The following is a 26837-nucleotide window of genomic DNA, read 5'->3' on the forward strand; positions in this document are numbered from 1 at the left end:
AGGGGGGATGCGTCGGCATGGATTCCCTCTGCCGACGCATCCGCCATCTCAGGCAGGTACCCCTCCTCTACCCCCGCCCAACCCAGCAAAGAACCGCCTTCTTGAGGAATTCTGCGCAGCCAGCTATGTCTTTATCATAATATTCTGTAAACCGCGGGTCCGCCACATACATTTCGGTTATCCCGATATGCGCCTGCGGGGTATACTGCTTCCAGTTCATCCCCAGCCATTCCTTATGAAGGCGCACGATGTGCCGGGCTTTTTCGCCTTCCGGGCTTTCTCCGGCTTTCACAGCTGCATTTAACTCCTCGCGGATTTCCTTCTCCAGACTTGTCATACGGCTATACTCTTCTTCTGTCATATTCAGCATCCTCTTGTTAGATTCTTCCACCGCATTCTCCCCGTATTTACTGCGGATCTCTTCTCCGTATTTTTCCTCATTGCTCTTTATCATTTCCGTTTTGAATGATTCGAATTTTTCTGCGTTGCTCATTATAATTTCTCCTTTCATTGACGCAATTGTCTTTTTAACGGCAGTTATCATATTATCCAACCTGGCCTGCTGCAGTTCCAGCTCCTCTAGATGTTCATGGAGTGCGGCCATAACATCAAAGTCGTCACTTTGAATGATCGCCGCAATCTGCTCCAGCTTCAGCCCCCGCTCTTTGTAAAACAGAATCTGCTGCAACAGCTCCAGCTCCGTCTCACCATAATAGCGGTAGCCCGATTCCCTTACACAAGAAGGTTTGAGTAAGCCGATCTTGTCATAGTAGCGCAGAGTACGTGCACTGATACCCGCGATTTCCGATAATTCTCTAATACTATATTCCATATTCGTTTCCTCCTGCCGTAACTTGAATATAGCAGTTGACGCTGCGTCAAAGTCAATAGAAATTTAATTTTTTATTTTATTAATACTTCTGCCATATCCATTATAACAGCCCCTTAAACTTCTTCATACCCCGTTCTAACATCCCCTAAAACATCCACACTTTACATCCCCGTCCGCCATCTCCTCCAAAGATTCGTCCACAGGCTTCAGCCCTGTAGACGAATAAAACGCCGAAAAGCCGCAAAGTCCCCGAAACCACAGCCCATATGCATCTACCGGGACTACCGTACCACCAAACGATTCAATAAGCTCTCCCTTCATTTCGCGCCCTCACCCGCCCGCAAAACGATAGTCCGCCAACAAATCTCCAATTTTTTTTGGATATCCCCCTCATCTTATTAATAAATTGCTTTACTTCTTCCCCCCTTCTCTACTATAATGTACTTTGACAGGTTAAGCCTATTAAATAAAATTATTTTAAAATACACAGGAGGGCAAGGTATGTCACAGAGAACAGACATTCACAAAGTACTGATTATTGGGTCCGGTCCAATCATCATCGGCCAGGCTTGCGAGTTTGATTATTCCGGTACTCAGGCTTGTAAGGCGTTGAGAAAGTTAGGATATGAAATTGTATTGGTCAACTCCAACCCGGCAACTATTATGACCGATCCTGAAACAGCGGACGTCACTTACATTGAACCACTGAACGTGGATAGACTTGAACAGATTATCGCAAAGGAACGTCCCGACGCGCTGCTTCCCAATCTTGGCGGCCAGTCTGGACTGAATTTATGTTCGGAGCTTGCTGCAAAAGGGATTCTGGATAAATACCATGTTGAGGTGATCGGTGTTCAGGTCGATGCAATCGAACGCGGTGAGGACCGGATCGAATTCAAGAAAGCAATGAATGAACTTGGCATTGAGATGGCGCGCAGCGAAGTTGCTTATTCTGTTGAACAGGCCCTCAGTATTGCAGATGAACTTGGTTACCCGGTTGTACTTCGCCCTGCTTACACGATGGGCGGAGCCGGCGGCGGTCTTGTATACAACAAAGATGAATTAAAGACCGTATGTGCCCGCGGCCTTCAGGCAAGCCTTGTGGGACAGGTTCTTGTAGAAGAATCCATCCTGGGCTGGGAGGAACTGGAGCTGGAAGTTGTCCGTGACAAAGAAAATAACATGATTACCGTCTGCTTTATCGAAAATATCGATCCTCTTGGCGTGCATACCGGAGATTCCTTCTGTTCCGCACCTATGCTCACGATCTCTGAGGAGTGCCAGAAGCGTCTCCAGGAACAGGCCTACAAGATTGTAGAGTCCGTACAGGTTATCGGCGGTACGAATGTACAGTTTGCGCACGATCCCGTCAGTGACAGAATCATTGTCATCGAGATCAACCCGAGGACATCCCGTTCCTCAGCGCTTGCATCAAAGGCAACCGGTTTCCCGATTGCGCTTGTATCCGCGATGCTGGCAACAGGGCTGACTTTGAAAGACATTCCCTGCGGCAAATATGGTACCCTGGACAAATACGTTCCGGACGGAGATTATGTTGTCATCAAATTCGCCCGCTGGGCATTTGAAAAGTTCAAAGGCGTGGAGGACAAGCTCGGAACGCAGATGCGCGCCGTTGGCGAAGTCATGAGCATCGGCAAAACTTATAAAGAAGCGTTCCAGAAAGCCATCCGAAGCCTTGAAACCGGCCGTTACGGACTGGGCCATGCGAAGGATCTTGACCAGAAGACAAAAGAAGAATTGCTGCAGCTTCTGATTACTCCGTCCAGCGAACGGCATTTTATCATGTATGAAGCTCTGCGCAAGGGTGCATCCATAGAAGAAATTCACGAAATAACCAAGGTAAAGACATATTTCATCGAACAGATGAAAGAACTGGTGGAGGAGGAAGAAGCGCTTCATCAGGAAAAAGGAAAACTTCCCTCCGATGAAAAGCTTACCGCAGCCAAGAAGGACGGTTTCTCTGATAAGTATCTGAGCCAGATCCTGGAGATCCCGGAGGCTGATATCCGGAACCGCCGGATTGAGATCGGCATAGAAGAGGCCTGGGAAGGCGTGCACGTAAGCGGCACCGAAGACAGCGCCTACTACTATTCCACCTACAACGCAGAGGATAAAAATCCCGTCAGCACCGAAAAGCCAAAGATTATGATCCTCGGCGGCGGCCCGAACAGAATCGGACAGGGAATTGAGTTCGACTACTGCTGCGTACACGCCTCACTGGCGCTGAAAAAACTGGGATTCGAGACCATTATCGTAAACTGTAATCCAGAGACTGTTTCCACTGATTATGACACTTCCGATAAGCTGTATTTTGAGCCGCTGACGCTGGAAGATGTCTTAAGCATTTACAAAAAGGAAAAACCGCTGGGCGTAATTGCTCAGTTTGGGGGGCAGACCCCTCTGAACCTGGCAGCAGACCTGGAAAAGAACGGCGTAAAAATCCTCGGAACCGCTCCGTCCGTGATCGATCTTGCAGAGGACCGCGACCTGTTCCGTGCAATGATGGAAAAACTGGAAATCCCGATGCCGGAATCCGGAATGGCCGTCAATGTAGAAGAAGCAATTTCCATTGCACAGAGTATCGGATATCCGGTTATGGTGCGTCCTTCTTACGTATTGGGCGGACGGGGCATGGAAGTCGTGTATGACGATGAAAGCACGGCAAATTATATGGCTGCGGCCGTTGGAGTTACTCCGGACCGACCGATCCTGATCGACCGTTTCCTGAACCATGCGCTGGAATGCGAAGCGGACGCAATCAGTGACGGCACTCACGCATTTGTACCTGCGGTTATGGAGCATATCGAACTTGCCGGCGTGCATTCCGGTGACTCAGCATGCATCATCCCGTCCGTACATATTTCAGATGAAAATGTAAAAACAATTAAAGAATATACAAGAAAGATTGCCGAAGAAATGCATGTCAAGGGTCTTATGAACATGCAGTATGCAATCGAAAACGGTAAAGTTTACGTCCTGGAAGCAAATCCGCGCGCATCCAGAACCGTACCGCTCGTATCTAAGGTATGCAATATCCGCATGGTACCTCTGGCTACTGACATCATTACTTCCGAGATTACAGGCAGGCCGTCGCCGGTAGCCGGACTCAGGGAGCAGAACATTCCGAATTACGGCGTCAAAGAAGCTGTATTCCCGTTCAACATGTTCCCGGAAGTGGACCCGGTACTCGGGCCGGAAATGCGTTCCACGGGCGAAGTTCTCGGACTTTCCTCATCCTACGGAGAGGCATTCTATAAAGCCCAGGAGGCAACCCAGACCAGGCTGCCGCTGGAGGGAACCGTGTTGATCTCCGTCAGCAGAAAAGACAAGCCTGAAGTCGTAGAAATCGCAAAAAGCTTCGCAGAGGACGGCTTCAAAATCATTGCTACGGGAACCACCTATGACCTCATCCGTGAAAACGGGATCGAGGCGGAGAAGGTAAAGAAAATGTACGAAGGCAGGCCAAACGTCCTGGATTTGATAACCAATGGAAAAATCGACTTGATTGTCAATACCCCGGTGGGAAAAGACAGCGTCCATGACGACAGCTACCTCAGAAAGGCCGCAATCAAAGCTAAGATTCCTTATATGACTACCATGGCGGCGGCACGCACAACAGCAAAGGGAATCAAATACATAAAAGAGCACGGCCGCGGAGATGTAAAATCACTGCAGGAACTCCATGGAGAGATCTCTTAAAGGTATCAGGCGGACGGAATTTTGTGCCGATGAATAATATCAAGCAAAAAGACAGAAAATGCGGCTGCATTTTCTGTCTTTTTCTTATATACCTTGTTTCATCTGACGATTCCAAGTACCTCCCATCAAGGCAGTATATGCCCCGCATTCAGATAAAGCTCATACCACTCTTCACGCGTCAGGATAATTTCGCTTCCCAGCGCAATCTCCACGAGGCGTGTCAGGTTCGTTGTACCCGCAATCATTTGGATATGGGCCGGATGCCTTAAGATCCAGGATGTTGCTATGGTTGTCGGAGTGACATCATAGCGCTCTGCCAGCTCTTCCAGCAGCTGGTTCAATTCGGGATACTTATCGTCACCTATGAACACACCCTCAAAGAATCCGTACTGAAACGGAGACCATGCCTGAATTGTCATGTCTTTTAGACGGCAGTAATCCAGGATACTTCCGTCACGGTCTATCGCTCCATCCGTCAGCATATTGACTTCCATTCCATTAGCGATCATATTTGAGAAGGGAACACTGAACTGTAACTGGTCTGTTACAATGTCCTGCTTCACATACTTTTTCAATAGTTCGATCTGCATCGGTTTATGGTTCGATACTCCAAAATTTCTTACTTTACCGGATGCATTGAGCAGGTCAAAGGCCTCTGCAACCTCTTCCGGCTCCATAAGGGCATCCGGGCGGTGAAGCAACAGAATATCCAGATAATCCGTATTCAGCCTTTTCAAACTGTTTTCTACGGATTTTATAATATGCTCCTTGGAAAAATCATACATAACTCCGGGAATAATCCCGCATTTGGACTGCAGTATGATATCCTCACGCCTGAATTCCGTTCTCTCAAATGCCTCGGCAAAAAGAACCTCGCATTTACCGTTTCCGTAGATATCTGCGTGATCAAAAAAATTCATCCCCAGTTCCATGCATTTATTAATATACTCCTCAAGGCCTTCCTGATCCAGGCTGTTAATTCTCATGCACCCCGCAGCGATTACCGGAACTTCAAGGCTGCTGGTTCCCAATGTCATTCTTTTCATCTCTTGTATCCTCCCGCACATTTTGATAACCCCAGTGTGTTTTTTCCAGACACGCTCCAATAAACCGCACCTGGAGATAAACAAAAGACCCAACGAATTCCGCCTTTGGACGCGGCATGTCGGGTTCAGTTTCTATCATTATATGCTCTTAAAAAGAACTTCGTCAAGGACTTTGGGACAAATCCGATGAGCTTTTGTGTTGGCGCGGATGGGGACGCTTAACGACAAGTATGCCGTGGCAGCACTGGAGCTGTATATGCCGCTGCCTCTCCGGCTGATTCTTCCTGGAGCGCCTCCATCTGCGCCGAAAATTAAAGTTCACCGCCAAGTCCCTATTTTATAAGAATGGCTTGAGCTCCTTCATGAAGTCTTCCAGCTCTTTCACCAGTTTTTTGGCCGCGGATTTACTCTCCCCTGATGCCTCCGGGTTTTCGTTGACTGCTTCACTGATGGACTGGATTCCCATATTACAGCCATCCATCATTAGTTTTGCAATCTGCCGGCTGTCATCCTTTATCATCAATTTCATTTCCGTGGTAATCCAGGAAAATACAGACGCCATTTTCCCCGGTTCCTGATCCGGCCTGCCCTCTTCCTTAAGAAGTCCGGCAATCTCTTTATCCAGCTCCTTGTATTTACCGTCGTATTTCTCGATTACATTCCACAAGTCTTCATCTGTGATGTAATCCTTGACCTGTTCAATACTGTCCGTTCCCATCTTGCAGCCCTTGCTGCATTCCTCTAATAGTTTGATTGTCTGCTCTTCCACACTTTCCGCCTTCTTTCTCTTTTATGGTTTAGTGTGGTGGTTTTTTTTAAATATATACCTCTATTCCGGTTAATTGGCCAGCTTTATCGCTTAATTCTTCATCGCTGCTTCTTGCAAACTATGCATTTTCAGCATAACTAACCTCGCTATAGGCTGTGCAATACAAAGCTCAACCGCGAATGATATTGTAAAATTACGCGGCCATTTATAAAAAAACATTCTAATCGGCTCCAATGTCAATGAACGGCTCCCGATCCAAGTTCCGATTACGGTCAGAAAAATGGACATTAAAAATACTGTGCACAATATATTGACAACAATATGTGAACTAAAGCTGTCGTCTTTGTCTACAATTTTTGCCGTCAGATACTCTGCCGGTTTATAAGTAAGCAGTACAAGGGCAATTACACTCAGCCATATGAAAGGCATTATTTGAAGTGCATCCGCCCATACATGCAGATGAAATCCGGCTTCAAAGCAGGTTATAATCGGTGCAATTATATTAACTGATATTATAGAAATAACAGCCATGAATAACGCAAATTCTTTTTTATTTCTTGGTAGTTTCATATAAAATTCCATTTTTACACTCCTATTCGTTTTTGATATTAGCTGTTTCATTTTTACCACACCGGTTTTCGGTAAAATAAATAAGCGTGAGATCTGGCCTGATCTCACGCTGAACCATTATACGCGTATTTCTAATCATTTAAGATTATATATGATTATTTTTAAATTTTCAAGTTTAAATTTTTATAAATTTATTTTTTCATCAAGGCATACATACAGTAATCAAGCACCTTTCCGTTTTTAAAGACGCCATTTTTCATAGTCCCTTCCAAAGTAAATCCGTTCCTCTCCAGAACCCGTCGTGAACCTGTATTATGGGCGAACGGTTCTGCATAAATTCTAACAATATCAAACCGCTCAAATGCTGCTTGGCAAAGCTGGCCCACGGCGGCACTCATGATCCCTTTTCCCCAGAACTCCTCCGCCAGCCAGTATCCAAGCTCCGCACTCTTTTCATAGACATCTGTCCCCAGGAAAATCCCTATACTGCCTACCGCATGCCCATCTACAACAATTGCCCTGCACAACTGCCGTTCTTCACTGTCCGCGGCACAGGAAAGCACATATCCCCGGGCATCCTCCCGCGTATATGGATTGGGAAATGCATTGCGCAGATTACAGGCAATCTTCTCATTGTTTGCATAAAATGCCACGTCATCAATATACTTCTTATCCCATTTGTCCAGTAAAAATTCCATCGTTATTCCCCCTTTATTATATCCTGTCTGATTTTATCCACAATAAGATCTACCGTATCCATTTTCATTGGGATAATACTGCTCCACAGGCGCACGCCCTGATACACATAAAGAATCGTCGCCGTCATCTGCCCAATATGCACCTGCCTGAACTCCCCAGTCTCCATTCCATATGATAGCAGTCTCTCCCAGCGTTTCACCGCCTTCCGGTTCAGTTCCTCCATATAAGAACTGCCGCAAACCAGGGAATACTCATATATCGCATAGCTCATTGAGCCACTGCTATCTTGCATCTCTCCCCTTATCTTATCCAGCTCATGATCCAGGATCCACTTCGCACTCTTCCTCGAATCCAACGCTGTCCCAACAAAGTCCTCCGCCCCCTCAGACATTTCACTTAAGATCTCCGCAAAAATCTCCCGCGTACTCCCGTAATGCCGATACACCCCGCCCCGGCTCATCCCGCAAGCCTCACAAATCATTCCCATCGTAACCGCACGAAATCCTTCCTCTGCAAAAATCCGATAAGCAGTCTCCCGTATCCTTTTCCGGGTCAATATTCCTTTCTCTGACATAATACCTCCTAGTACTGCGTTGCGTAATTAACAGTAAGATAATTATGCTTGGATGTACAAGTACATCGAAATACCCTACTGTTTCGCCGGTTTAAATTTCCAGAAGCCAAGATACAAAAAAAGACACATGTGTCGTTTTTAATATTATGCGACACAGATGTCTTTTTGTCAAGCACTAAAGCTCAAATACATCTAACTTTTCTTTCGTCTATCGGTGCGACACCGGTTCTTCCCTGCTTTTGTTCATTTAATGTAACAGTTCAGGCCTGCCTGATCTGCTGCCATTCAAGGAATCAACGTATGTACTTTTCACTCCCCCACATCATGCATTCGGACATCACACAGATCCCTGCCGCACCGCAGGCAAGCATCTCCGCCACGCATTCGATGCTCCCTCTCATCCCGCCTATCGCATAGACCGGTATTTCCACCGCAGCACATACTTGGCGCAGAAAATCTTTCCCTCTGGGATCCAGACCAGGCTTACAGTCTGTAGAAAAGATGTGTCCCGCAATCAGATAAGCCGCCCCGGCTTTTTCTGCCTCCACCGCCTCCTGTACCGAATGGACAGAAGCCCCGGCGGTTTCAAACCAGGTAACCGCCTCCGGCCTGGATGTTAAGATGTGCAGCGGCAGATGAATACTGGCACTCCCCTGTCCGCGCGCTGCTTCTATAAAAGTATGCGGTATACACGGCACCTCATACCTGCGGCAGATTTCCTGTACGCTGCTAAAAAGCGACGCGTACTCTTCCTCCGTCAAATCCTTCTCCCTAAGCAGAACCGCACGGGGATGCCTCCGGCAGATGGATTCGATCTGCTCCTCAAAGGGGCGGCGGCACAGATACCTGTTGGTAACTGCTATGATATGTTTGTATATATCCGGCACATGTTGTTCCATGATTTTCCTCCTTTTCTTTTGTTGAGCACTTTTGTTAAACATAGAGATAATCACTCATAACAGGCTGCAGGCCCAGGTTCAGCAGATCCTTGTATACCTGCTCCACGGAGCGGCCGTCGGATATCTCAAACTGTTCGTCCCCCTTTTCCTCGATCTCCTCTACGTGTTCTCCGATCCCGGTGCTCACGCCTGCCGAGATCTTTGTAGCTGCAATTTTGACCAGATTATCTCTCACACGGGCACATTCCCTGGTGGATATGGTGATGCTGGCAAAGGGCATAAACAGCCTGTATGCAGTCACCACCTGCAGAAGCTGCGGCTCATGTACGTCCATTGGATTGATCCGGTCATTATTTACTATGGGCCGGAGCCGAGGACAGGAAAATGCAATCTCGGCATGAGGGTATTTTCTCTGGAGCAGCCAGGCATGCATGCCGGTGGCAAACGCATCTTTTCGGAAATCATCCAGGCCCAGAAGGGCGGCAAACCCGACGCCTCGCATCCCCCCTTTCAGCGCCCTTTCCTGGGAATTCAGGCGGTACGGGAATATCCGCTTATGACCGGCAAGATGCAGTGTCTCATATTTGTCCGCATGATAGGTCTCCTGAAAAACGGTCACGTAATCGGCGCCGCATTTATGCAGATATGCGTACTCATCGGAATTCATGGGGTATACCTCAAGCCCGATTACCTTAAAATATCTGCGCGCGATCCTGCAGGCTTTTCCTATATATTCCACATCTGATTTTGCCCGGCTCTCCCCCGTCAGAATCAGTACTTCCTGCAGACCGCTCTTTGCAACGGCCCTCATTTCCCGATCGATTTCCTCTTCGCTCAGCCTTGCCCGGTTGATCTTGTTATGGCAGTTGAATCCACAGTAGATACAGAAGTTCTCACAGTAATTTGCAATGTAAACCGGCGTAAACATGTAGATGCCGTTCCCAAAATGTTTCCTGGTCTCCCTCTGCGCACACTGCGCCATCTCTTCCAAAAACGGCAGCGCGGCGGGTGACAGCAGGGCCGCAAAGTCTTCCGGAGTACGCATATCCCGCACAAGGGCCCTGCGCACATCGTCTGCGGTATACCGTGTATAATCATAGGCATTCATGGAATCGATCACCTGTTTTTGAATCCCGGACTCCAGAACCTCCATCCCCGGCAGATAAGTCATATGGTCGATCCGGTTTTTCTTCTGCAGTTCCTTTATCTCTTCATTTAAAATACTTTCATTTACATGATTTGCTGTACTCATTCCCGCCTCCTAATCCTGCAAAAATCCGGTGAGCGGAGAAGAAGCGCTTGCACCTTTGTCGATAACCCGGCCCATACCGGACAGATACGCGGTACGCCCAGCTTCAATTGCCTTTTTAAATGCCTCCGCCATGGCAGGTATATCACCGGCCGTGGCGATTGCTGTATTAGCCATTACGGCCGCTGCACCCATTTCCATCGCCTCGCATGCCTGGGACGGTTTCCCGATCCCTGCATCAACAATAACCGGAAGGTCGATCTCATCAATCAGGATCTGGATAAACTCCCTGGTGCAGATCCCTTTGTTGGAACCGATCGGGGAACCCAGAGGCATTATACAGGCAGCGCCCGCATTTGCCATGTCTCTGGCCGCATTTAAATCGGGATACATATAAGGCATAACAACAAAGCCCTCTTTCGCCAGAATTTCCGTAGCCTTAATCGTCTCATAATTGTCAGGCAGCAGATATTTTGAGTCGTGGATGACCTCGATCTTCACGAAATCTCCGCACCCAAGTTCTCTGGACAGACGCGCTATACGAACAGCTTCCTCCGCATTTCTGGCACCGGATGTGTTCGGAAGCAGCGTCACATTTTCCGGAATATAATCCAGAATATTTGCCATGCCGCCTTCATTGGCACGGCGGAGTGCCAATGTGATAATCTGGGCGCCGGCCTTCTCTACCGCTGCCCGGATCAGATCCAGCGAATATTTTCCCGAGCCCAGGATAAAACGGGACTCAAATGTATGCCCTCCCAGGACAAATGCATCGTTTTTACAATATTCCATTTCTAAACTCCTCCTGTATTCTTGTTTTATTTCAGCAGCTTTTCCATGTTATCTCAGAATCAGCTCCGTAATGAGGTTTGCCTCGTGTGCGGCACAGACTGCCACTCTGGGGGCCATCAGCCCCCTGCCGTATGAGGGTTCTGTCTTTTCATCCCCGCACAGATAAAAATGCTCTGTTATCTTCCGTGTATGGATCGCATTGCTTTCCCCATATCCTGCCATACCGGAAGCAGCAATCAGAAATTTTTCCGGATACAGCTCCAGTATCCCGTTTGCCAGCATCGCCTTTGCCTCCGGGTCATCGAAGGCTTCACATATCATATCATCCGCTGCAAACAAAGCTGCTATATTATCTTCTGTCACTTTTATGCAGTCTGCGGTAATGTCCAGGTACGGATTGATTTCCGCCAGCTCCTCCTTCAGCGCCTCGGTCTTGTACATTCCGATATGGCGCATAAAGTATTGCTGCCTGTTCAAGTTCGTAATGTCTACCCGGTCAAAATCAAGCAGATGCAGGTGCCCTACTCCAATTCTGGCAAGGGAGAAAGCCACATTGGAGCCGAGTCCTCCCAGGCCTGCCACCGCCACTTTTGCCTTTGTAAGCCGATCCTGTATCTCTTTTGTATGGCGCGCTTCCAGCGCACTCCTTATCTCTTCCCTGGTCAGCATCTTCCTATCAACCTCCTCCTACAAAACTGACAACTTCCAGAACATCGTGGTCTTCAACCAGTGTCAGGGACAGCATTTTTCTGGGCACTATCTCACCATTGCGCTCTACCGCCACCCGATTAACAGGAAACCCCTGCTGTTCCAGCAGATCTGATATTGTGGTATCAGCCTTAAAATCGATTTCTTTGCCATTCACTTTCAGCATATCTCCGCCTCCTTTTTATGTAGTTACTATTCAACAAAGTGTGCATCCCGCCGGAAAGCAAAAAAGAGTTCATGAAAGAAATACACCCGCGGTGGTGCACCCCTTCATGAACTCCTGTTCACTCTCATCGGTATTGCTTATGTAATTATGCAGCTGCTATTCACGGGGCCGTGCATAGTAACGTTATGTAAACTCCGGAAAGTCGGTATAAGAAAACCCAAAAACGGGAAGCGCCATCGGCACTTCCCGTAAATATCTTACATCAGTCCCTACGTTGGCATTATCCAAATCAGGTATATGGGTCGAAGTTCTCAACTTCCTCTCAGCCTATCTATAAGCTCCCCTGTTCAGTTTACGTGTATAAATATACGCTGTTTCTTTTTATTTGTCAATACTTAAAAATATACGATATTGCGGTCTGAGCAGTAACTGTAACAGTTACCAGTAATTAGCCTGCCGCGCCGGATCAGCCCAGGTATGGCGCCCCATCCTCTGCCATTTGCTTTAAACGGTTGTATTCTTTCAGCAGCATTTGTTTTCCGGCTTCGGAAATGATGTAGGATTTTCTTCTGCCCTCCTCTGCAGTGAGTCGGATAATCGCATTTTCTTCGAATCTGGACAGCATGGCATATAGCGTCCCCGGGCCTACTTTTACACGGCCTCCTGAAAGCTCACTCACACGCTCCATAATATCTACCCCGCAGCATTCTTCCAAAAGTGCAAGGAGGATATAGTACATCGGCTCTGTCAATGTCTGAAATTGTTCTCTTGCCATTCTCTCTTCCTCCCCGGCCCCTGGTTAAGGCAGGGCCAGTTTTTCGCGTACCGTCCGAATCTGCGTCTGATCCAGCGCATCCGGCGTTACCCACATAACCAGGATCTGACCGTGATAACGCACCGTATAGGTGGTTACCGGTGAAGTGCTCCTGAGCGCAATTTCTGCATCCCAACTGGCGGACACATCTTCTGCCCCCTCCGCTTTCCCGGTCTGCCTTCCCCATATTCTATCCAATACCCAGTCATAATTGCTTGTATACACCGTATAAGAAATAGTGTCTGTATCCCCAGCATTTGTCTCATATACCACCATGCTGTTATTTACCGATCCCATAACAGACTGCCCCTGCTCACGGCGGATATCAAATATTTTTCCCGTAATTTCTTTATAATCCGTCTGCACAAGCGGAACCTCGGGCCATCCGCCGCTTCCCGCCCCCCGGGCTTCATCCGGCGCAATCACGGCCAAACATAAAATAATTACCGAGATGGGAAAAAGAAAAGCGCTCCCCAGCTGAATCGCCCAGTGCTCCTCCCTTGACGGCCGCAGAACCGACACCAGGATGCTCGCCCCCCCTATAATCAACAGTGCTGCAGCCAGAACCAGAATCACAACGAATCTCCCGTTCCTTACAGCCTGATACACCGCCGCCAAAGTAAGAACAATCAAAAATATAAATTGTCCTTCTGCAAAAACATCCCATCTATACTTTGCCTTCCTGCATTTTCCCTTACACCCATAAAAAGGATTCCCGCCGTTTTCCAGCTCACCCTTCATGCGCCTGAGCCAACCCAACAGCGCCAGGCCTTCTGCAAGAGTGCCAATAAAAGCAACCAGGTAAACAAACATCATAAACACCATAAAGTCGTCAAAAATCCAATTCAAAAAACTCGATGTCAAAAACTGCCCCCACAAAAGTGCTGTCAGAAAAAACTGCGAAAAAAATCGTGTCAGATACTCACGCACCTCCGCACTCTTCACATTCTGAAACCGCTCCGCCGGCGTCACAATCGGAACAGCATCCTCCTTAATGCGCCGAAAAACACAGAACTTCTTCCGGCTGTCAATCAACTCCCAGCCCGCTTCCCGGCAGTACTCCGCAAATTCCTGAGCCGCTTCAGAAGGACGCAGATCCATCTCACTCCCCTTCGGAAACACTTCCACATCATAACAAGCAGCAGCCGGAGCCTCCCGTTCAAAAACCATCCCCCACCGCCAACCAGAAAAGCCCCACCCTTTCCCGGCCATCTCCTCCAGAAAACAAGCCATAGCATCACAACTCCGATAACGAAACCGCCTAAAAACCCGTTTCTTCATAAAATCTCCCACTCCTTTCGCGCAGACACCCTCCGCCCAATATCGAGTATCGATATTTACACTCTCATTATATTATCGAGTCTCGATATTGTCAAGAAAATCTATCCTCAAATATGAACTTTAATCAGCCCAGCCAATTCAGATCCACCTCCCCCGTACTTTCCCCCAGGAAGATGGTCTTTTCCTGCCGCCTTGATGCGTCCAGCCCCGTGAACCGGGCATAGGGGTGTCTGGAAGCGTAGTTAGGGCTGTTAGCCGGAGTTGGGTAAAAAAGAAGGAAAACCAGGGCAAAAAGTGTAATCACAAATTACACTTTTTCCTGGCCCCAGCGTGTGAAGCCATCAAGGCTTCACGCGATGTGGCCAGGTTGCCCTGGTTTTCCTTCTTTTTTGCCCTCCTCCGGCTTACGGCCCTAACCCCGCTACCAGACACCCCTATGCCCGGTTCACGGGGCGCCCCTTCGCAATCCATCCCGCAGCACATTAACTGCTTCCTGAAATCTCTCGTCCTCCCGAATTTCTGCAACTGCCTCATCGGTTAGCAGCCCTTCCAGAATCATCTGTCTCATTTCCTTTGACGCAGCCTCCCGCCCTTCCTTTACTTTGACAGCCGCCGAAAACAAAAGCGGATTCGGCAGCATCGCCTGCCCCGTAACAGCATCTACAAAACGCACAATACTGTCCAGCGCCTTTTCTTTCTCTCCCGCCCTCAGGAAGACCTCAGCAAATATCCCGTCGCTCATTCCTCCTGTACAGCCAAATATTTCTTCCATCTTCCGATAAACTTCACAGATTTCCAGCCCTTTTTCTGCATCCGGCTGTACCTTCTCGTCCGCCAGAAGCAGCAAGCAGTTCTGCATCTGCCCTACAAGGGTAAACAAACGTTTCTGTATCACTTCCAGCGCTTTATCCTTCTCATCCCGCTTCAGATATAACTGCGCCCACAGCATCGTCGTATCCGCAGTATATTCCGGTAATTCCTTCAGAAGCCGTTCTCCCGTTTCCAATTCCTCATCTGCCAGCGCCATAGATGCAAGCTGGAGGACCGCCTGGCCGCGGTATGCGGGATTCCCGTTTACCCGGATATATTCCATAAGCTCTTTTCTCTGCTGTTTCCATTGCATTTTCATTTCTTCTGACGCCGACGGAAACATCATCTCAAATATGGTCAGCACCGCCGAAGCATTGTATTTCAGCGGTACACTTGCCGGATACTGATGAAGCAGCTTCTGCAGCATCTCCTCCGCCGCCTCCTGCCCCTGTTCTCTGCCGGTTTCAATTATTTTATTCATATGTTCTGCAACCTGCTCATCAGGAAGTGACTCCTCAAACTGCAGTAATGTATCTAAATTGGTGCCCAGCGCTCTTGCCAGAGGGCACAGTAATGTGATATCCGGGCAGGAACTTTCTGTCTCCCACTTACTGACCGCAGGCGCCGAAATCCCCAGTGCCGAGGCCAGCTGCTCCTGCGTCATACCTTTTGCTTTGCGGAGGGCGGCTATATGCGCTCCCAGATTTTCTTTCATATACAAGATCTCCTTTTCTGATATTCGTCCGGCCTGACAACTTTAGTATAGCCTCTCCTGTACCGTCATACAAGAGAGGCTTCGTTAACGAAAGCTCTATAATTATTAACTATGATTCAAGTTGTTTTTTTCTTAATCGGCAGTCACCGTTTTCTCCGGGGGACGCTGTAATGCGAACAGCTCCTCGATGAGCTGTTGTTCCGATAGCAAATACGGCAGTCAGTCAAATCGACTGCCTGCCGTGCTCCTTTTATCTCTTGAATAGCAATGCATAAAATTTGTAATATCATCATGATCCCCAACTTTAATTTTCAAATACATGCCGTAAAAATTCAACCGCGCCCTTGGCGTCATTGTCTAACATTTCTTCTTTGGCGTCCGGCACCAAATCCCTCCATACTTTAATTTCCGATCCCACAGTTCCGCCGCTCATTACAAAGGGCTCCATTACCACCGCGCCCTGGTAATCAATCTCTCTCAGCGCCTGCCCGATCTCCGCCCAGGGAAGGCTTCCTTTTCCCGGAACCCGCCTGTTCTGCTCTCCCACATGGAGATGCCCAAGCTGACGTCCTGCTTTACGGATGGCCGCCCCTATATTGTCTTCCTCTATATTCATGTGGAAGGTATCCAGCATGATCTTTACATGGGAACTGTCTACCGCATTCACAAACTCAAGCGCCTGCTCACAGGTGTTCAGCATGTATCCCTCATACCGGTTCAGAACCTCCATTCCCAGAGTCACATCGCAGTCTTCCGCTATTTTTGAAAGTTCTTTCATATTTTTTATTGCGCGCTCTAAGTCGGCTTCTTTGTCCATCGGAGCCGCCGGATCCAATGGCCAGTAGGAGTATAGGCCTCCGCCCAGCACCTTTATGTCCATGAGCTGCAGACGGGGAAGCAGTCCCTTAAAGAAGTCCATCCCCCGCTTTACAACAGCCGGATCGCCGGAACAAAGGTTCTGCTCCTTTGTCGGCCCGTAGCCTGCTGTCATAATAATCCCTTGATCCTCTGCACATTTTTTTAAGTCCAGAAGCTGTTCGTCCCTCAAATATACGCTCCGCAGCGCCATACAGGAAATCTCTAATACATCAAATCCCAGCTTTTTTACTTTCTGTATGTAATATTTGTAATCTGCCTGCCATTCCTTTGTCCAATATGCAAAATAAATTCCATATTTCATGATTGCGCCTTTCTCCTCAAATTTAAGATTTAATTGGTTACTTATATTCTGATCTATTCCGCAAAATAGATCCAAATATGTCCGATTATACAAAGAGCCATCACCAGGGTTAAAAGACGGTGCACAAGAAGATTAAGGTGTTTATTCTTCGTTATGGTATGGCACAGTACGATGAGCAGTACCATGGCAGCCGCAGTCAGCGCACCGGTAATGAACACACCTATATGGTGTACCTTTATCATTGGAAACACGAATATAAAGTGCAAAACAGCGATAACGAGTATTGCAGCACTTATATACTTATGCGCCTGCATAAAAAATACATCCGCCTTTTTCAGATGCAGTTTTCGCGTCACCGCTTTCACCAGCAGCATTAAAAAACATAAAAGACATAAATAACCCAAAATAATACTCATAAAATCCCCCCGGTACTTAAATCCCTCCTGCCTCATATGGCAGCTTTCTCTCCTGACAGCATCCTTTTTTTCATTCCGGTCAAATCCTGCCTGTTTACTCATTATATACTTTTCTCCGCACGAACTCAATCTATCCTGCCACCATTTTCAATGTTTTTACTTTAAGCACCTCTAAAATAGATTTCTGTACTTCTAAACCGGAATATACACTCCCTGCATAAGCCGGTCTCCCCAATTTAATCCACGTACGCTTCATAAATTTGTGCGCAGCCGGCCAAGAATCGTCTCACCAAGACAGAGAACAAAACGTTTCCGAGAGGACTCTATTTTTGAGACGTTTCCGCACCTTTTACGTATATACATACAGCAAAGAATATGCTGTTTTGTAAAAACAGTATCCAATTTAATTCAATGAAAGGAAATGTTATGGCTATGAAATGTAAAAAAATAATCCCTATTTTACTCTGCTTTATACTGACGCCCCTGTTTACCCTCCATGTCCGCGCTGCTGAAAATGACGAACTGCAGGCGCTTCAGGAAACGCTGAGCCAAAACATCGAGGAATCCCAGCAAATTCTGGATGCAATTGAACAGGATAGTTCTCCGGATGTTATTGGTGACATGATGAATAACCTGGAAGAACTCGATCCCTCTGTTCTGGAAGCCGATGGAGATGCCGACGCCCCTGTAACCGGCTCACTGGGTGATTTTACCAGTTCCGGTTCATCTTCTCTTGCGATGGAATTTCTGAAAGCACAGTTAGAACTCGCTAACTCTATTAAAAACAATGCACTACCCTATCTGGATGATGTCAACGCGAAACAAAATGAGCAAAACCAGATCTCTTCGTTTATCCAGCAGCTGAGCGATCTCAAATCTCAGGCTGAGACCGAACCTGTTGCTATCCCCGGCGACATTCTCTACTACATGGATGAAAAGGGACTGTCCTATCCCGTCCCGGAATCCGGGCTCTATAGCGCTTCGGATTGCGACAGCATCATCAGCATCCTGAATGAGCGTATCTCTGCGTTAGGAACCGATACCATGAATTCCATGACATCAATCCAGGATTTCATGTCTCAGTACAACTCTTACACATCGGACGCTTTTCATTACCTGCAAAACGTTTCCAACAGTTCTCCTTCTCTGAGTCAGAGCCTTTTCTCCTCTGAGGGCAGACCGGTTAATGTAACGCCGGTGGCAGTCAGTGTGCTGGCTGGCATACTGATAGGGATGCTTCTGATGTGGACAATTTTGAAAAACAAAATCAAAAATCCTGCAAGGGAGGAATCTGTATGACCATGATACAGCTGGCGGCGTCACTGCTCTCTGTCATTTACGGCGGGATCGCTTGTCTGAGGCACCGCCAGCCTCTGTTCTTTAAGATCCTGTTGTATGGGCTGATCAGCTATTTTTTCGGTGCGCTTTTCACAGCCTGCTATGCAGCGGTCCATGGAGTAATTCCTGCGGGATTTCATGTCGGTTATTTCGGTCATATCGGTGCCTATTTCTTTTTATTCTCTTCCTATTATGGGGCAATCGACCGTCTGGCCGACGGTGGGGAAGCAAAATACCGCATCATCCGGGTAGCTTCAGCTGTCCCCGCCATTGTCCCCGCGGCGCTGCTTGTCCGGGGCATCGCAAAGTATGGCCTGGGCGCAATGCTTCCGCTTCTGATGCTGATACTGCCTGTGACATTTACACTCTACTATGCGGTCAAACATTTGGTTTTTCCTGATGTGGAAATGGGAATCATCCGGGTCATGCGCCCGTACAACGGCTGCGTGATTCTATTTTGCTCTGCCGAACTGGCGGGCCAGTTTCATTTTCTGCCCGGGACAGTGAGGACAGCTTCGGCGGTCCTTTCCTGTCTTTTTCTCGTCCTGCTGCTGCCGCTGGCTGAAAGGGGGGTGCGTAAATGGTTTATATAATCTTTCTTTGCCTGAGTATCCCTATGCTTTTAATGCTTCCTCTGCTGGAGTCCCGTTCCCGCTGGATTGTAGGTTTCTTCCTCCTGGGCGCAGTAACCGCCCTTGCAGCTTATGAGATTAACACCATAGTCTTCCCTTTCTCTGGCATGAGTGCCCGCAGCTTCACCGAACTGATCCCGCCAATTGTAGAAGAACTGTTAAAAGCCCTTCCTGTGCTCTGCTATGCCCTCCTCCTGGATGACAGCCGCAAACGGGTGCTTCCCATCGCTATGGCGGTTGGAGTTGGCTTTGCCGTGCTGGAAAACACAGCGCTTCTGGTCGAATATCTGGGCAGCGTTTCCATCGCATGGGCGGCAGGACGCGGCTTTTCCGCCAGCCTCATGCACGGCCTTTGCACAGTCACCATAGGGACCGGTATCTGCTATGTAAAAAAACAGAGAAAACTCTTCTATACCGGTACCTTTGGACTGCTTTCTATCGCCATAACAATGCATGCATTATTTAACCTGCTGATCCAGTCCTCCTTTGACATCATCGGCATGGTGATGCCGCTGGCCCTCTATGGCCTGCTTTATGTGCTGCGCAGCAGGAAGAAACTAAAGCTGCCGTTTTTATCCTATTAACGACATGGTTCCTGATTCGAACAGAACAGCCCCTTACGGGCAGATCTGCAGCAATGCTGCAGAATAAGGTATACCCATAGGGCATCCCGTAACTCATGCCCTTACGGGCAGATCTGCAGCAATGCTGCAGAATAAGGTACAAACTTAAGACCGCCGCTTCACAGATATCACATCTGTTTCGCGGCGGTCCTATTAAGTTTTCCCGAAAGCATATAACGGGGCAGAGTTTTTATAGTTTATCATTTCTCAAAATACAATTCATACCAAACCAAAAATGTATAAATGGTCCAGATCTTTCTCCAGTTATCCGAATTTCCGGCGATATAATCATCAAAAATCGCATGAATCTCATCAACCTGGAAAAACTTCTCTGCAGCCTCACTGCGGAACTTATCCCTGACATCCTGATTATACCTGTCGTCTGCCATCCAGATACGAATCGGCACGATAAATCCCAGCTTTTTGCGGAAGGCGATCTCTTCCGGCAGCACTTTTGCCGCTGCAGTCCGAAACGCCACTTTATTCTGCTCCGCATTTACCTTATATTCAGATGGCATCCGTGAGGCAATATCAAAGATCCTTGTATCGGTAAGGGGCATTCTGATCTCTAATCCCGCAGCTGTACTCATCTTATACACATTGAAATAAATGTCCCCCTCCAGCCAGATCTGGATATCTACATCCGACATCTTCGTAAGCGGATCCAGTCCTTCTGTTTCCTCATAAATTCCTTCCGCCAGCTCGATTGGAAGAACGTCAGGATCATACTTTTTCAGAATCTTCTGTTTCTCATCTTCCTTCATGATATTCGTATTGCCTACATAGAAGGTTTTCAAATTCTCACCATAACGTTCCGCATTGCGGTACATGTTATACCCGCCAAAGAACTCGTCCGCCCCCTCTCCGGAGTAACATATCTTCGTATGTTCGGCCGCCGCCTTACAGCCGATTGCAAAAACAATGGCTGACGCATCGCCCAGAGGCTGTTCCATATTCTCCATCACATAAGGCACTGCCGCAAAATACTCTTCCGGCGTAATCAGGCGGCGGAACGTCTTTCGCCCAAGGATGTCTCCCGTCTTCTGCGCCAGTTTTGATTCATCAAACCGTTCTTCTTCGTACCCGCAGGCATCCGCCGTCTCTGCATCGGACATTGCCAGTACATAGGAAGAATCAACGCCTCCTGATAGAAAGGATTCTGCTGTCTCGTCCGGGGTTTTCACCTCAGTCATAATCCGGCCAAGCGTAGTATGTATCTCCTCTGCCCACTCTTCAAGGGATTTGCTGTAATCCGGATGAAATTCCGGTTTCCAATAGCGTTCTATCTTAAGCTGCCTTCTCTGCCAGGTCAGATAACGCCCGGGCATAAGTTTTTTCAGGCCTCGGAAAAATGTAGTCTCTCCCGCCACATATGTAAAGGTAAGATACAACTGCAGCATCTCCTCATTCAGCTCTTTCACAAAACCCGGCTGCTCCATAATCTTACGAATAGAGGTACCGTACAGGAGCCTGCCATCCGCCGTTTCATAATAATAGAAAGGCGTAGTTCCAAACTGGTCTCTCAGACAGAATAGTTTCTTCTCCTCCTCGTCCCACAGGGCAAATGCAAACATGCCGTGCATATGGTTTCCCATATCATATCCCCATGTTTCGTATGCTTTTACCAGAATTGCCTGCTCGCGCTCCTCTCTGGACAGGGAAGCATCAATGCCCAGTTCCTCACAAAGAACTTTCCAGTTGCGGATATGACCACTGTATTCTCTTATTATTATCATATGTATGTCCTCTCGTATCAAAATTTTTATTAAGTTTAATTGTTTATTATGGCTGGCTTAATAATCTCATTATATACGCTCTGCCGGTTAGAAAATATTTGTTCGAGTACCTCGCCCAATGCGTCCATATCTATGGGCTTCGCCACATGCGCATTCATCCCTGCTCTAAGTGCCCTATTGCGGTCTTCCGAAAAGGCGTTTGCTGTCAATGCCACAATAGGAACTTGTTTTGCATCGGTTCGATCCATCTGTCGGATCCGGGCTGTAGCCTCATATCCATTTAGAATTGGCATCTGGATATCCATCAGAATAAAATCATACTCTCCATCCGCAGAATTTTGGAACATGGCCACAGCCTCCTGCCCATTTCTGGCACTCTCCGTCTCTGCGCCCACCAGCTTCAACAATTCCTTTAGGATCTCTTCATTGATTTCATTGTCTTCAACGATTAGAACCCTTCTGCCAGCAAATTCAAACTGGTGCTTCAAAGTTGTGTGCTGCCCTTCCTCATCTTTATGGCCTTGGACAGGCTCTGCCAGCTCTAATTCCACTTGAACTGTAAAAGTACTGCCTTTCCCGAGAGTACTTTCCACCTCTATGCTTCCGCCCATCAAATCCAGCAAGTTTTTGGTGATGGCCATACCAAGACCTGTCCCCTGCGTACGGCTGGTCTCTGTCTCCTCCATCCGGGAAAATGGTGTAAAAATCGTCTCTAAAAATTCTTTTGACATCCCTCTCCCGTTATCTTTCACCACGAACTGGTATCTGCCATTTCCTTCATTGCTTTGGTCAAGCTCTGTTACCGTTAATTTGATCTCCCCCTGCTCCGGTGTATATTTGATGGCATTTGACAAAATATTTACCAAGATACGGCTGAGACGAAGCTCGTCCCCTACAATGTAATTCTGTTCCACATTGCTTTCTTCCAAAGAAAAGAAGAGTTTCTTTTCTTTAAGCTGCGTCTGAAACATCGACACAATGCCATCCAACATATCGGAGAGAGAAAATGGCTTATTCTCAAGCAGCATCTTTCCACTTTCGATCCTTGACATATCCAGCACTTCATCTATGAGCGACAGCAGATGCTTGGAGGAATAGGAAATCTTCTCCATATAGTTCAGGACTCTTTGGGGATCTGCTGCGTACTGCTTCGCTAAGGCGGTCATTCCTAGAATGGCATTCATAGGCGTCCGAATATCATGACTCATATTGGATAGAAAATTACTTTTGGCTATATTGGCACTGTTGGCTGCCAGCAATGCCTGTTCCAGATTCTCACGCTGTTCCTGTTCCTTGGTCATATCAGACAGGTTCGCGATCCAGACTTCTTCTGTGCTAAGCTCAACCTGATTGACCTGGAGGCGCATAAAGCGCACCACTCCTGTATCCGGGTTCTGATACTTGTGGATGGACCCGACAAATTCTCCCTGCCTGTTCCATTTGAAGAACTCCTCTTTCATCTCATGGATGTCGGTCTCTTCGATGTAATCTTCCTCAACAAACAGCTTCTCAGCATCCTGGCGGCTCCATCCCATCACTCTTCGCAGATTAGGGCTGACATATTCCAGCCTGTCTTCTGTAACATTGTACATCATATAAATTTCGTTCCCCCGATCAATCAAGAGATTCAGCATTCTTTCACGGTTATATACGTCCTCGTCTCTCTTCCTGTTGGCAACCTGGTTCATCCGCACAAAGATTATTCCGCAAATAAAAATAAGGAGCACTACAATAAATGCGCAGGCGGAGAACACATTTCTGGAAAATCGGTTCATATTTTCCCCCTATCGTGTCTCCACCCACAAAAAGGAGAATTGTCCAGCCTGTATCGTCCAGCGGATTATAACAGAGATACTCTTTTTTCCTATCTTTTGTGTATATGGTTACCCCAGTGGAACGGTTCTTCACCGCCTCCCGGATCTCATCAGCGCTTTCCTTTCCGCTGTCGGATACCTTCTCCAAATAATCAAGAATATTATAGTTCTCAAGGGCATTTTCCGTCTGCGTATTGAACAGTCTGGTTCCGCTTTGATCAATCACATAACAGATTCCCTTCTTGTCAAATGCCGATATGGTCAGGATGTCCAATATATTCTCAATGTGATATTCCAGTGCTAAGGCCGAAACCGTCACAGACCCGCATCGCTTGCTTTCTATCGGAATCGCAAAAAATAATGTGGAATTGCCATTCACATCCCTCCGTAAAAAAGAAACCTTTTTCCGTTCTTTTAACAGCATCAGTGCATTGTCTCTGGATATTAGTCTGCTCTGCTCCCCATATTCATCTATACAATTTCCCAGTTCATCTACGAGATACAAATGACCGAACTTCCACTCCCTGACGATCTGCTGTCCGTATTCCTGTATCTGCTGGTCGGTCATCTGGGGGAAAAAGCCCAAATTATAATCCATGTTGTACAGCAAGCTCCAATTCTGCTCCAGCTTAGAGTTTAATTTACCGGTAACCTGCTGCGCAATCTCAGACAGATGATATTCATTTTCTTTTCTGACATTTTCCTCCATGGATTCCAGAAAAACAAACATTAAGAACATAATGCCTGCAATTGTAAGTAGGACTCCAGCCACTATGGTTCTTCTGACTCGCTTATACTTGTCCGGAACCATATGGTTCAGTCTTTTTCCAAATCCCCTCTCGTATCCTTTCGGCCTTCTGTGGTTTTCTCTTGGTCTCATCTCATTCTCAACTGTTCTTTCTTTAGTATATCAGGGATAAGGCTTCCCCGTTATTTCACTTTTCTTGTAATTGGCGCAGGTTCTCGTTCATCAAGTCCTGCGCGATCGAAGCAGGCAGTTCCTCCTCCAGCATCTTGACAACTGTGTCCCTGGAAGCCGTAAAGAACTCGTCCGTTGCAAGGCGGACATAGGTGCTATTCGTCTCTAGGTAGTTCTGCACCATATTCATGCTTCCCGTATATTCAAAAGAAATATCCCGCTGGTATGGAACCAGTCCATCGGTATGCTTGTTCAGAAGCTTCTGGGTCTCTTCTGACGCCATTGCAGACAGAACCTTCCAAGCAGCCTCTTCTTTCTTCTCACTCTCCTCCACCTTTTTGCTTACTGCCACATTGAAGATCGGATAAGTAAGTAAAAAATTCTGCTTATCCCCAAAATATGGCAGAATTTCCAGATCCATCCCCGGAAGCAGGCGTGAGATACTCTCGCTGCTAATGTTGGTCATCGCCTGCCTTCCCTCTGCAAAATCATCGTAGGCAAAACTGTCTTCGTAATTGATCATCTCCGGCTTCAAAACCCCCTGCCTGATCAGCTTCTCCATCTTCTTGAAGGCAGGCATCCATACCGCACTATCTAACTGGTCTGTCCTGCCCTCCTCGTATTCTTTCCTCCATGCAATCCCATCCACTGAGCATAAGCTTTCGATCCCCATTCCCTGCAAAAAATGCATGGAATTGTAGTCTGCGGAAAAATCCAATGAATATGCACGGATACCGTATCTTTCAAATTCCTGACAAGCAAAAACAAATCCCTCAAAATCCAGTGGAATCGGGATTTGATATTCCTCGAACAGCGCCCTGTTTGCTATGATTCCATCTACGGTTCCCGCCATGGGAAGCCAGAACACCTCCCCCTCACTGGTCTTATAATTCTCAAGATAAATATCGTAATAGGAGGAGGTCAGCTCTGATCCCGTCAACTTCATAAGGTAGGGATTAAGCTCCAGCGCTCCCTTCATCGAAAACCTGCGGGCAGTTATGATGTCCGGCAGGTTCCCCTCCTCAGCAAGTTCTTGATAATAGCCAAGCGCGCTTTCGCCCTTAACCCAGTGTATTTTCACATCCGGTACTTGACGATCTACCGCTTCCATATAGTCGGCATAAAAGCCGTCATGCAGGTTTAAGTTCCAGAGTGCCACCTCGATCTCCGGCTTCTGGCTTCCCCCGCATCCCCCGATCCAGAGTGCCGCCATAAAAATGACTGCAGTACTGCAGCCAAGAATCTGCTTCCTAGTATTCTTCTTCATCTTCTTCCCCCAAAAATCCGCTCATTCACTTGCATGTCCTATATGCACTCAAACCGTAATTCCATACAACTGTTATTTCCATTATATAGCAAAATAACCGAAAGCACAATGTATCCCGGTTTGTTTCACGCAACTATTATTCCTTTTTTTGCCGGGAGTCTGGAAGCCCTTACACTAATTTTTATATTTGTTTTGAAAATATCCATAAAAAAAGTGATAGAAAATTGTACACAATCACGATAGATAAATATGATATATAACGTTATAATATTATGTAATAACGTTATATTTGAGAGGGGAGTAAGAATGCTTAAAAGAAATAAAATAAAATATGTTTTTGTTATGCCCGCAATTTTATTACTGATCGTATTCGTCTATTATCCGGTTGTAAAAAATGTGATTTACAGTTTTTATAACATGAGTGCATTTTCGGTTCATGAACGTTTTATCGGCTTAGACAATTATCGATCGCTGTTCGCGGATCCGGTTATCAGGACTGCTTTAAAAAATAACTTTATTTATGTATTCTGGTCTTTGTTGTTTCAGGTTGGCGGCGGCCTTTTGATTGCACTGTTTCTGGAAAGCAGCTTTATAAAAAGAGGAAAAGTTTTCTTCCGAACTTTATTTTTTATCCCTTCTATTATTTCCATTACAGTAATAGGCGCGTTGTTTACTTTTATCTATCAGCCGGATATCGGCCTGCTGAACAGCCTTCTCAGATTTTTGGGCTTTGACTCACTTGCGACTGGCTGGCTGGGCAATTCACATACTGCCTTATACGCAATCATTGCCATGAGCCAATGGCAGTACACCGGTTATGCGGCTATGCTGATCATCGTGGGGATTCAGAGGGTATCTCCGGCAGTTTTAGAATCTTCAAAGTTAGATGGCTGCGGATTCTGGCAGCAGGCAAGATACATTATCATCCCGCAGATAAAGGATACGATCACGATTGTGATCATCATTACACTCAACTGGGCAATGCAGGTCTTCAATGAAATTCAGGTAATGACGGCAGGAGGCCCTGGCAATGCAACTCAAACTCTGGGAAACTACATGTATACGGCTGCCTGGTCCTACGACAAATTCGGGTATGCCTCCGCCATCGGAAACCTGATACTTATCATTACCGTCGTACTGGCATTTCTGCAGATGAATATCAGTGGGTTTGGAAACGAGAACTGATACGTATGTCGGGATCCGCCTGCAGGTCATTTCCTCAATCTATCTGATAAACAAAGGAAAACAGTTCAAGAGTGAATGGAGAG

At 47.1% G+C, this 26837-nt stretch carries 27 protein-coding genes and 1 riboswitch; of the genes, 5 read left to right on the plus strand and 22 right to left on the minus strand.

Translation table 11 applies throughout. From position 1 onward, the window contains the following. Positions 1–67 precede the first annotated feature (67 nt). Both GKG43_RS00770 and GKG43_RS00775 read right to left on the minus strand, forming a co-directional pair. Positions 68–832, minus strand: a complete 765-nt coding sequence (locus GKG43_RS00770) for a MerR family transcriptional regulator (protein ID WP_050640462.1) — start codon at positions 830–832, stop codon at positions 68–70. 135 nt (positions 833–967) lie between these two features. After that, entirely contained in the window at positions 968–1153 is a 186-nt protein-coding gene (locus GKG43_RS00775) for a hypothetical protein (RefSeq protein ID WP_129878335.1), read from the minus strand. A 180-nt stretch (positions 1154–1333) separates the two neighbouring features. On the opposite strand from GKG43_RS00775, the gene carB reads away from it, so the two are divergent. Then, positions 1334–4552: a carbamoyl-phosphate synthase large subunit gene (gene carB, locus GKG43_RS00780; protein ID WP_129878337.1), complete on the plus strand. Its 3219-nt coding sequence runs from the start codon at positions 1334–1336 to the stop codon at positions 4550–4552. Positions 4553–4677: 125 nt separating this feature from the next. Here the strand turns inward: carB and GKG43_RS00785 are convergent, their stop codons facing one another. The 16 genes from GKG43_RS00785 to GKG43_RS00855 form a co-directional block, all read right to left on the minus strand. Continuing rightward, complete coding sequence (locus tag GKG43_RS00785) at positions 4678–5598, minus strand: aldo/keto reductase (protein ID WP_050640465.1); 921 nt, start codon at positions 5596–5598, stop codon at positions 4678–4680. Further along, positions 5564–5737 carry a hypothetical protein gene (locus GKG43_RS22855; RefSeq protein ID WP_173020059.1) on the minus strand — a complete coding sequence of 58 codons (174 nt, stop codon included), beginning with the start codon at positions 5735–5737 and terminating at the stop codon, positions 5564–5566. Before GKG43_RS22855 ends, GKG43_RS00785 begins: the two co-directional genes overlap by 35 nt. A 198-nt stretch (positions 5738–5935) precedes the next feature. Then, on the minus strand, positions 5936–6367 hold the full coding sequence (locus tag GKG43_RS00790) for a hypothetical protein (RefSeq protein WP_050640466.1): 432 nt from the start codon (positions 6365–6367) through the stop codon (positions 5936–5938). A 90-nt stretch (positions 6368–6457) separates the two neighbouring features. Further along, positions 6458–6949, minus strand: coding sequence for a hypothetical protein (locus GKG43_RS00795; RefSeq protein WP_129878339.1), 492 nt, complete (start codon positions 6947–6949; stop codon positions 6458–6460). Between the two features lie 179 nt (positions 6950–7128). Continuing rightward, positions 7129–7635: a GNAT family protein gene (locus GKG43_RS00800; RefSeq protein WP_050640468.1), complete on the minus strand. Its 507-nt coding sequence runs from the start codon at positions 7633–7635 to the stop codon at positions 7129–7131. 2 nt (positions 7636–7637) lie between these two features. Continuing rightward, a complete protein-coding gene (locus GKG43_RS00805) occupies positions 7638–8210 on the minus strand; it encodes a TetR/AcrR family transcriptional regulator (RefSeq protein ID WP_050640469.1) in 573 nt (190 codons plus the stop codon). A 293-nt stretch (positions 8211–8503) separates the two neighbouring features. Further along, positions 8504–9109: a thiamine phosphate synthase gene (locus GKG43_RS00810; RefSeq protein ID WP_050640470.1), complete on the minus strand. Its 606-nt coding sequence runs from the start codon at positions 9107–9109 to the stop codon at positions 8504–8506. A gap of 34 nt (positions 9110–9143) precedes the next feature. Beyond that, positions 9144–10280 (minus strand): 2-iminoacetate synthase ThiH, encoded by a 1137-nt coding sequence (gene thiH / locus GKG43_RS00815; protein ID WP_347561920.1) that lies wholly within the window; start codon positions 10278–10280, stop codon positions 9144–9146. Between the two features lie 90 nt (positions 10281–10370). Beyond that, positions 10371–11150, minus strand: coding sequence for a thiazole synthase (locus GKG43_RS00820; RefSeq protein WP_050640472.1), 780 nt, complete (start codon positions 11148–11150; stop codon positions 10371–10373). A gap of 48 nt (positions 11151–11198) precedes the next feature. Further along, complete coding sequence (gene thiF, locus GKG43_RS00825; RefSeq protein WP_050640473.1) at positions 11199–11819, minus strand: thiamine biosynthesis protein ThiF; 621 nt, start codon at positions 11817–11819, stop codon at positions 11199–11201. Positions 11820–11826: 7 nt separating this feature from the next. Further along, positions 11827–12024 (minus strand): sulfur carrier protein ThiS, encoded by a 198-nt coding sequence (gene thiS, locus GKG43_RS00830; RefSeq protein WP_050640474.1) that lies wholly within the window; start codon positions 12022–12024, stop codon positions 11827–11829. Positions 12025–12273: 249 nt separating this feature from the next. Continuing rightward, positions 12274–12377, minus strand: a riboswitch (TPP riboswitch). Between the two features lie 113 nt (positions 12378–12490). Continuing rightward, a complete protein-coding gene (locus GKG43_RS00835; protein ID WP_050640475.1) occupies positions 12491–12799 on the minus strand; it encodes a helix-turn-helix transcriptional regulator in 309 nt (102 codons plus the stop codon). Between the two features lie 24 nt (positions 12800–12823). After that, positions 12824–14119: a DUF2812 domain-containing protein gene (locus GKG43_RS00840; protein WP_129878341.1), complete on the minus strand. Its 1296-nt coding sequence runs from the start codon at positions 14117–14119 to the stop codon at positions 12824–12826. 445 nt (positions 14120–14564) lie between these two features. Continuing rightward, complete coding sequence (locus GKG43_RS00845; RefSeq protein WP_129878343.1) at positions 14565–15644, minus strand: helix-turn-helix domain-containing protein; 1080 nt, start codon at positions 15642–15644, stop codon at positions 14565–14567. A gap of 304 nt (positions 15645–15948) precedes the next feature. Then, a complete protein-coding gene (locus tag GKG43_RS00850; protein ID WP_050640480.1) occupies positions 15949–16824 on the minus strand; it encodes a sugar phosphate isomerase/epimerase family protein in 876 nt (291 codons plus the stop codon). 53 nt (positions 16825–16877) lie between these two features. Further along, positions 16878–17342 (minus strand): hypothetical protein, encoded by a 465-nt coding sequence (locus GKG43_RS00855; RefSeq protein WP_129878345.1) that lies wholly within the window; start codon positions 17340–17342, stop codon positions 16878–16880. A gap of 330 nt (positions 17343–17672) precedes the next feature. Between GKG43_RS00855 and GKG43_RS00860 the strand changes: the two genes are divergently transcribed. From GKG43_RS00860 to GKG43_RS00870, 3 genes are read left to right on the plus strand one after another with little or no spacing between them, the layout of a single operon-like run. Then, on the plus strand, positions 17673–18539 hold the full coding sequence (locus GKG43_RS00860; RefSeq protein ID WP_055153690.1) for a hypothetical protein: 867 nt from the start codon (positions 17673–17675) through the stop codon (positions 18537–18539). Further along, on the plus strand, positions 18536–19171 hold the full coding sequence (locus tag GKG43_RS00865) for a permease (protein WP_129878347.1): 636 nt from the start codon (positions 18536–18538) through the stop codon (positions 19169–19171). Before GKG43_RS00860 ends, GKG43_RS00865 begins: the two co-directional genes overlap by 4 nt. Next, positions 19159–19794: a PrsW family glutamic-type intramembrane protease gene (locus GKG43_RS00870; protein WP_055153694.1), complete on the plus strand. Its 636-nt coding sequence runs from the start codon at positions 19159–19161 to the stop codon at positions 19792–19794. Before GKG43_RS00865 ends, GKG43_RS00870 begins: the two co-directional genes overlap by 13 nt. Positions 19795–20033: 239 nt before the next feature. On the opposite strand, the gene GKG43_RS00875 is transcribed toward GKG43_RS00870, so the two are convergent. The 4 genes from GKG43_RS00875 to GKG43_RS00885 are packed head-to-tail and all read right to left on the minus strand — an operon-like array spanning position 20034 to position 25569. After that, a complete protein-coding gene (locus tag GKG43_RS00875; protein ID WP_129878349.1) occupies positions 20034–21569 on the minus strand; it encodes an asparagine synthase-related protein in 1536 nt (511 codons plus the stop codon). Between the two features lie 35 nt (positions 21570–21604). Continuing rightward, a complete protein-coding gene (locus GKG43_RS23185; RefSeq protein WP_243125802.1) occupies positions 21605–23257 on the minus strand; it encodes an ATP-binding protein in 1653 nt (550 codons plus the stop codon). Continuing rightward, positions 23214–24263: a cache domain-containing protein gene (locus GKG43_RS23190; RefSeq protein ID WP_243125795.1), complete on the minus strand. Its 1050-nt coding sequence runs from the start codon at positions 24261–24263 to the stop codon at positions 23214–23216. The genes GKG43_RS23185 and GKG43_RS23190 overlap by 44 nt, the downstream gene beginning before the upstream one ends. A 55-nt stretch (positions 24264–24318) precedes the next feature. Further along, entirely contained in the window at positions 24319–25569 is a 1251-nt protein-coding gene (locus GKG43_RS00885) for an ABC transporter substrate-binding protein (RefSeq protein ID WP_129878351.1), read from the minus strand. A 306-nt stretch (positions 25570–25875) separates the two neighbouring features. On the opposite strand from GKG43_RS00885, the gene GKG43_RS00890 reads away from it, so the two are divergent. After that, positions 25876–26754, plus strand: coding sequence for a sugar ABC transporter permease (locus GKG43_RS00890; RefSeq protein ID WP_173020060.1), 879 nt, complete (start codon positions 25876–25878; stop codon positions 26752–26754). The last annotated feature ends 83 nt before the right edge of the window (positions 26755–26837 follow it).

The sequence above is a fragment of the Eubacterium sp. BIOML-A2 genome (assembly GCF_009680135.1).
Taxonomy (GTDB): Bacteria; Bacillota; Clostridia; order Lachnospirales; family Lachnospiraceae; genus Faecalicatena; species Faecalicatena contortus_B.

Bases quoted from the DNA above. Each gene is read 5' to 3' on its own strand.
- GKG43_RS00840 (WP_129878341.1), bottom strand. From the start codon at position 14,119: ATGAAGAAACGGGTTTTTAGGCGGTTTCGTTATCGGAGTTGTGATGCT.
- GKG43_RS00855 (WP_129878345.1), bottom strand. From the start codon at position 17,342: ATGAGTAAACAGGCAGGATTTGACCGGAATGAAAAAAAGGATGCTGTC.
- GKG43_RS00820 (WP_050640472.1), bottom strand. From the start codon at position 11,150: ATGGAATATTGTAAAAACGATGCATTTGTCCTGGGAGGGCATACATTT.
- GKG43_RS00810 (WP_050640470.1), bottom strand. From the start codon at position 9,109: ATGGAACAACATGTGCCGGATATATACAAACATATCATAGCAGTTACC.
- GKG43_RS00865 (WP_129878347.1), top strand. From the start codon at position 18,536: ATGACCATGATACAGCTGGCGGCGTCACTGCTCTCTGTCATTTACGGC.
- GKG43_RS00805 (WP_050640469.1), bottom strand. From the start codon at position 8,210: ATGTCAGAGAAAGGAATATTGACCCGGAAAAGGATACGGGAGACTGCT.
- GKG43_RS00800 (WP_050640468.1), bottom strand. From the start codon at position 7,635: ATGGAATTTTTACTGGACAAATGGGATAAGAAGTATATTGATGACGTG.
- thiH (WP_347561920.1), bottom strand. From the start codon at position 10,280: ATGACTTATCTGCCGGGGATGGAGGTTCTGGAGTCCGGGATTCAAAAA.
- GKG43_RS00775 (WP_129878335.1), bottom strand. From the start codon at position 1,153: ATGAAGGGAGAGCTTATTGAATCGTTTGGTGGTACGGTAGTCCCGGTA.
- thiS (WP_050640474.1), bottom strand. From the start codon at position 12,024: ATGCTGAAAGTGAATGGCAAAGAAATCGATTTTAAGGCTGATACCACA.
- carB (WP_129878337.1), top strand. From the start codon at position 1,334: ATGTCACAGAGAACAGACATTCACAAAGTACTGATTATTGGGTCCGGT.
- GKG43_RS00845 (WP_129878343.1), bottom strand. From the start codon at position 15,644: ATGAAAGAAAATCTGGGAGCGCATATAGCCGCCCTCCGCAAAGCAAAA.
- GKG43_RS00870 (WP_055153694.1), top strand. From the start codon at position 19,159: ATGGTTTATATAATCTTTCTTTGCCTGAGTATCCCTATGCTTTTAATG.
- GKG43_RS00795 (WP_129878339.1), bottom strand. From the start codon at position 6,949: ATGGAATTTTATATGAAACTACCAAGAAATAAAAAAGAATTTGCGTTA.
- thiF (WP_050640473.1), bottom strand. From the start codon at position 11,819: ATGCTGACCAGGGAAGAGATAAGGAGTGCGCTGGAAGCGCGCCATACA.
- GKG43_RS00890 (WP_173020060.1), top strand. From the start codon at position 25,876: ATGCTTAAAAGAAATAAAATAAAATATGTTTTTGTTATGCCCGCAATT.
- GKG43_RS22855 (WP_173020059.1), bottom strand. From the start codon at position 5,737: ATGATAGAAACTGAACCCGACATGCCGCGTCCAAAGGCGGAATTCGTT.
- GKG43_RS00860 (WP_055153690.1), top strand. From the start codon at position 17,673: ATGAAATGTAAAAAAATAATCCCTATTTTACTCTGCTTTATACTGACG.
- GKG43_RS00885 (WP_129878351.1), bottom strand. From the start codon at position 25,569: ATGAAGAAGAATACTAGGAAGCAGATTCTTGGCTGCAGTACTGCAGTC.
- GKG43_RS00770 (WP_050640462.1), bottom strand. From the start codon at position 832: ATGGAATATAGTATTAGAGAATTATCGGAAATCGCGGGTATCAGTGCA.
- GKG43_RS23185 (WP_243125802.1), bottom strand. From the start codon at position 23,257: ATGAACCAGGTTGCCAACAGGAAGAGAGACGAGGACGTATATAACCGT.
- GKG43_RS00785 (WP_050640465.1), bottom strand. From the start codon at position 5,598: ATGAAAAGAATGACATTGGGAACCAGCAGCCTTGAAGTTCCGGTAATC.
- GKG43_RS23190 (WP_243125795.1), bottom strand. From the start codon at position 24,263: ATGAGACCAAGAGAAAACCACAGAAGGCCGAAAGGATACGAGAGGGGA.
- GKG43_RS00875 (WP_129878349.1), bottom strand. From the start codon at position 21,569: ATGATAATAATAAGAGAATACAGTGGTCATATCCGCAACTGGAAAGTT.
- GKG43_RS00835 (WP_050640475.1), bottom strand. From the start codon at position 12,799: ATGGCAAGAGAACAATTTCAGACATTGACAGAGCCGATGTACTATATC.
- GKG43_RS00850 (WP_050640480.1), bottom strand. From the start codon at position 16,824: ATGAAATATGGAATTTATTTTGCATATTGGACAAAGGAATGGCAGGCA.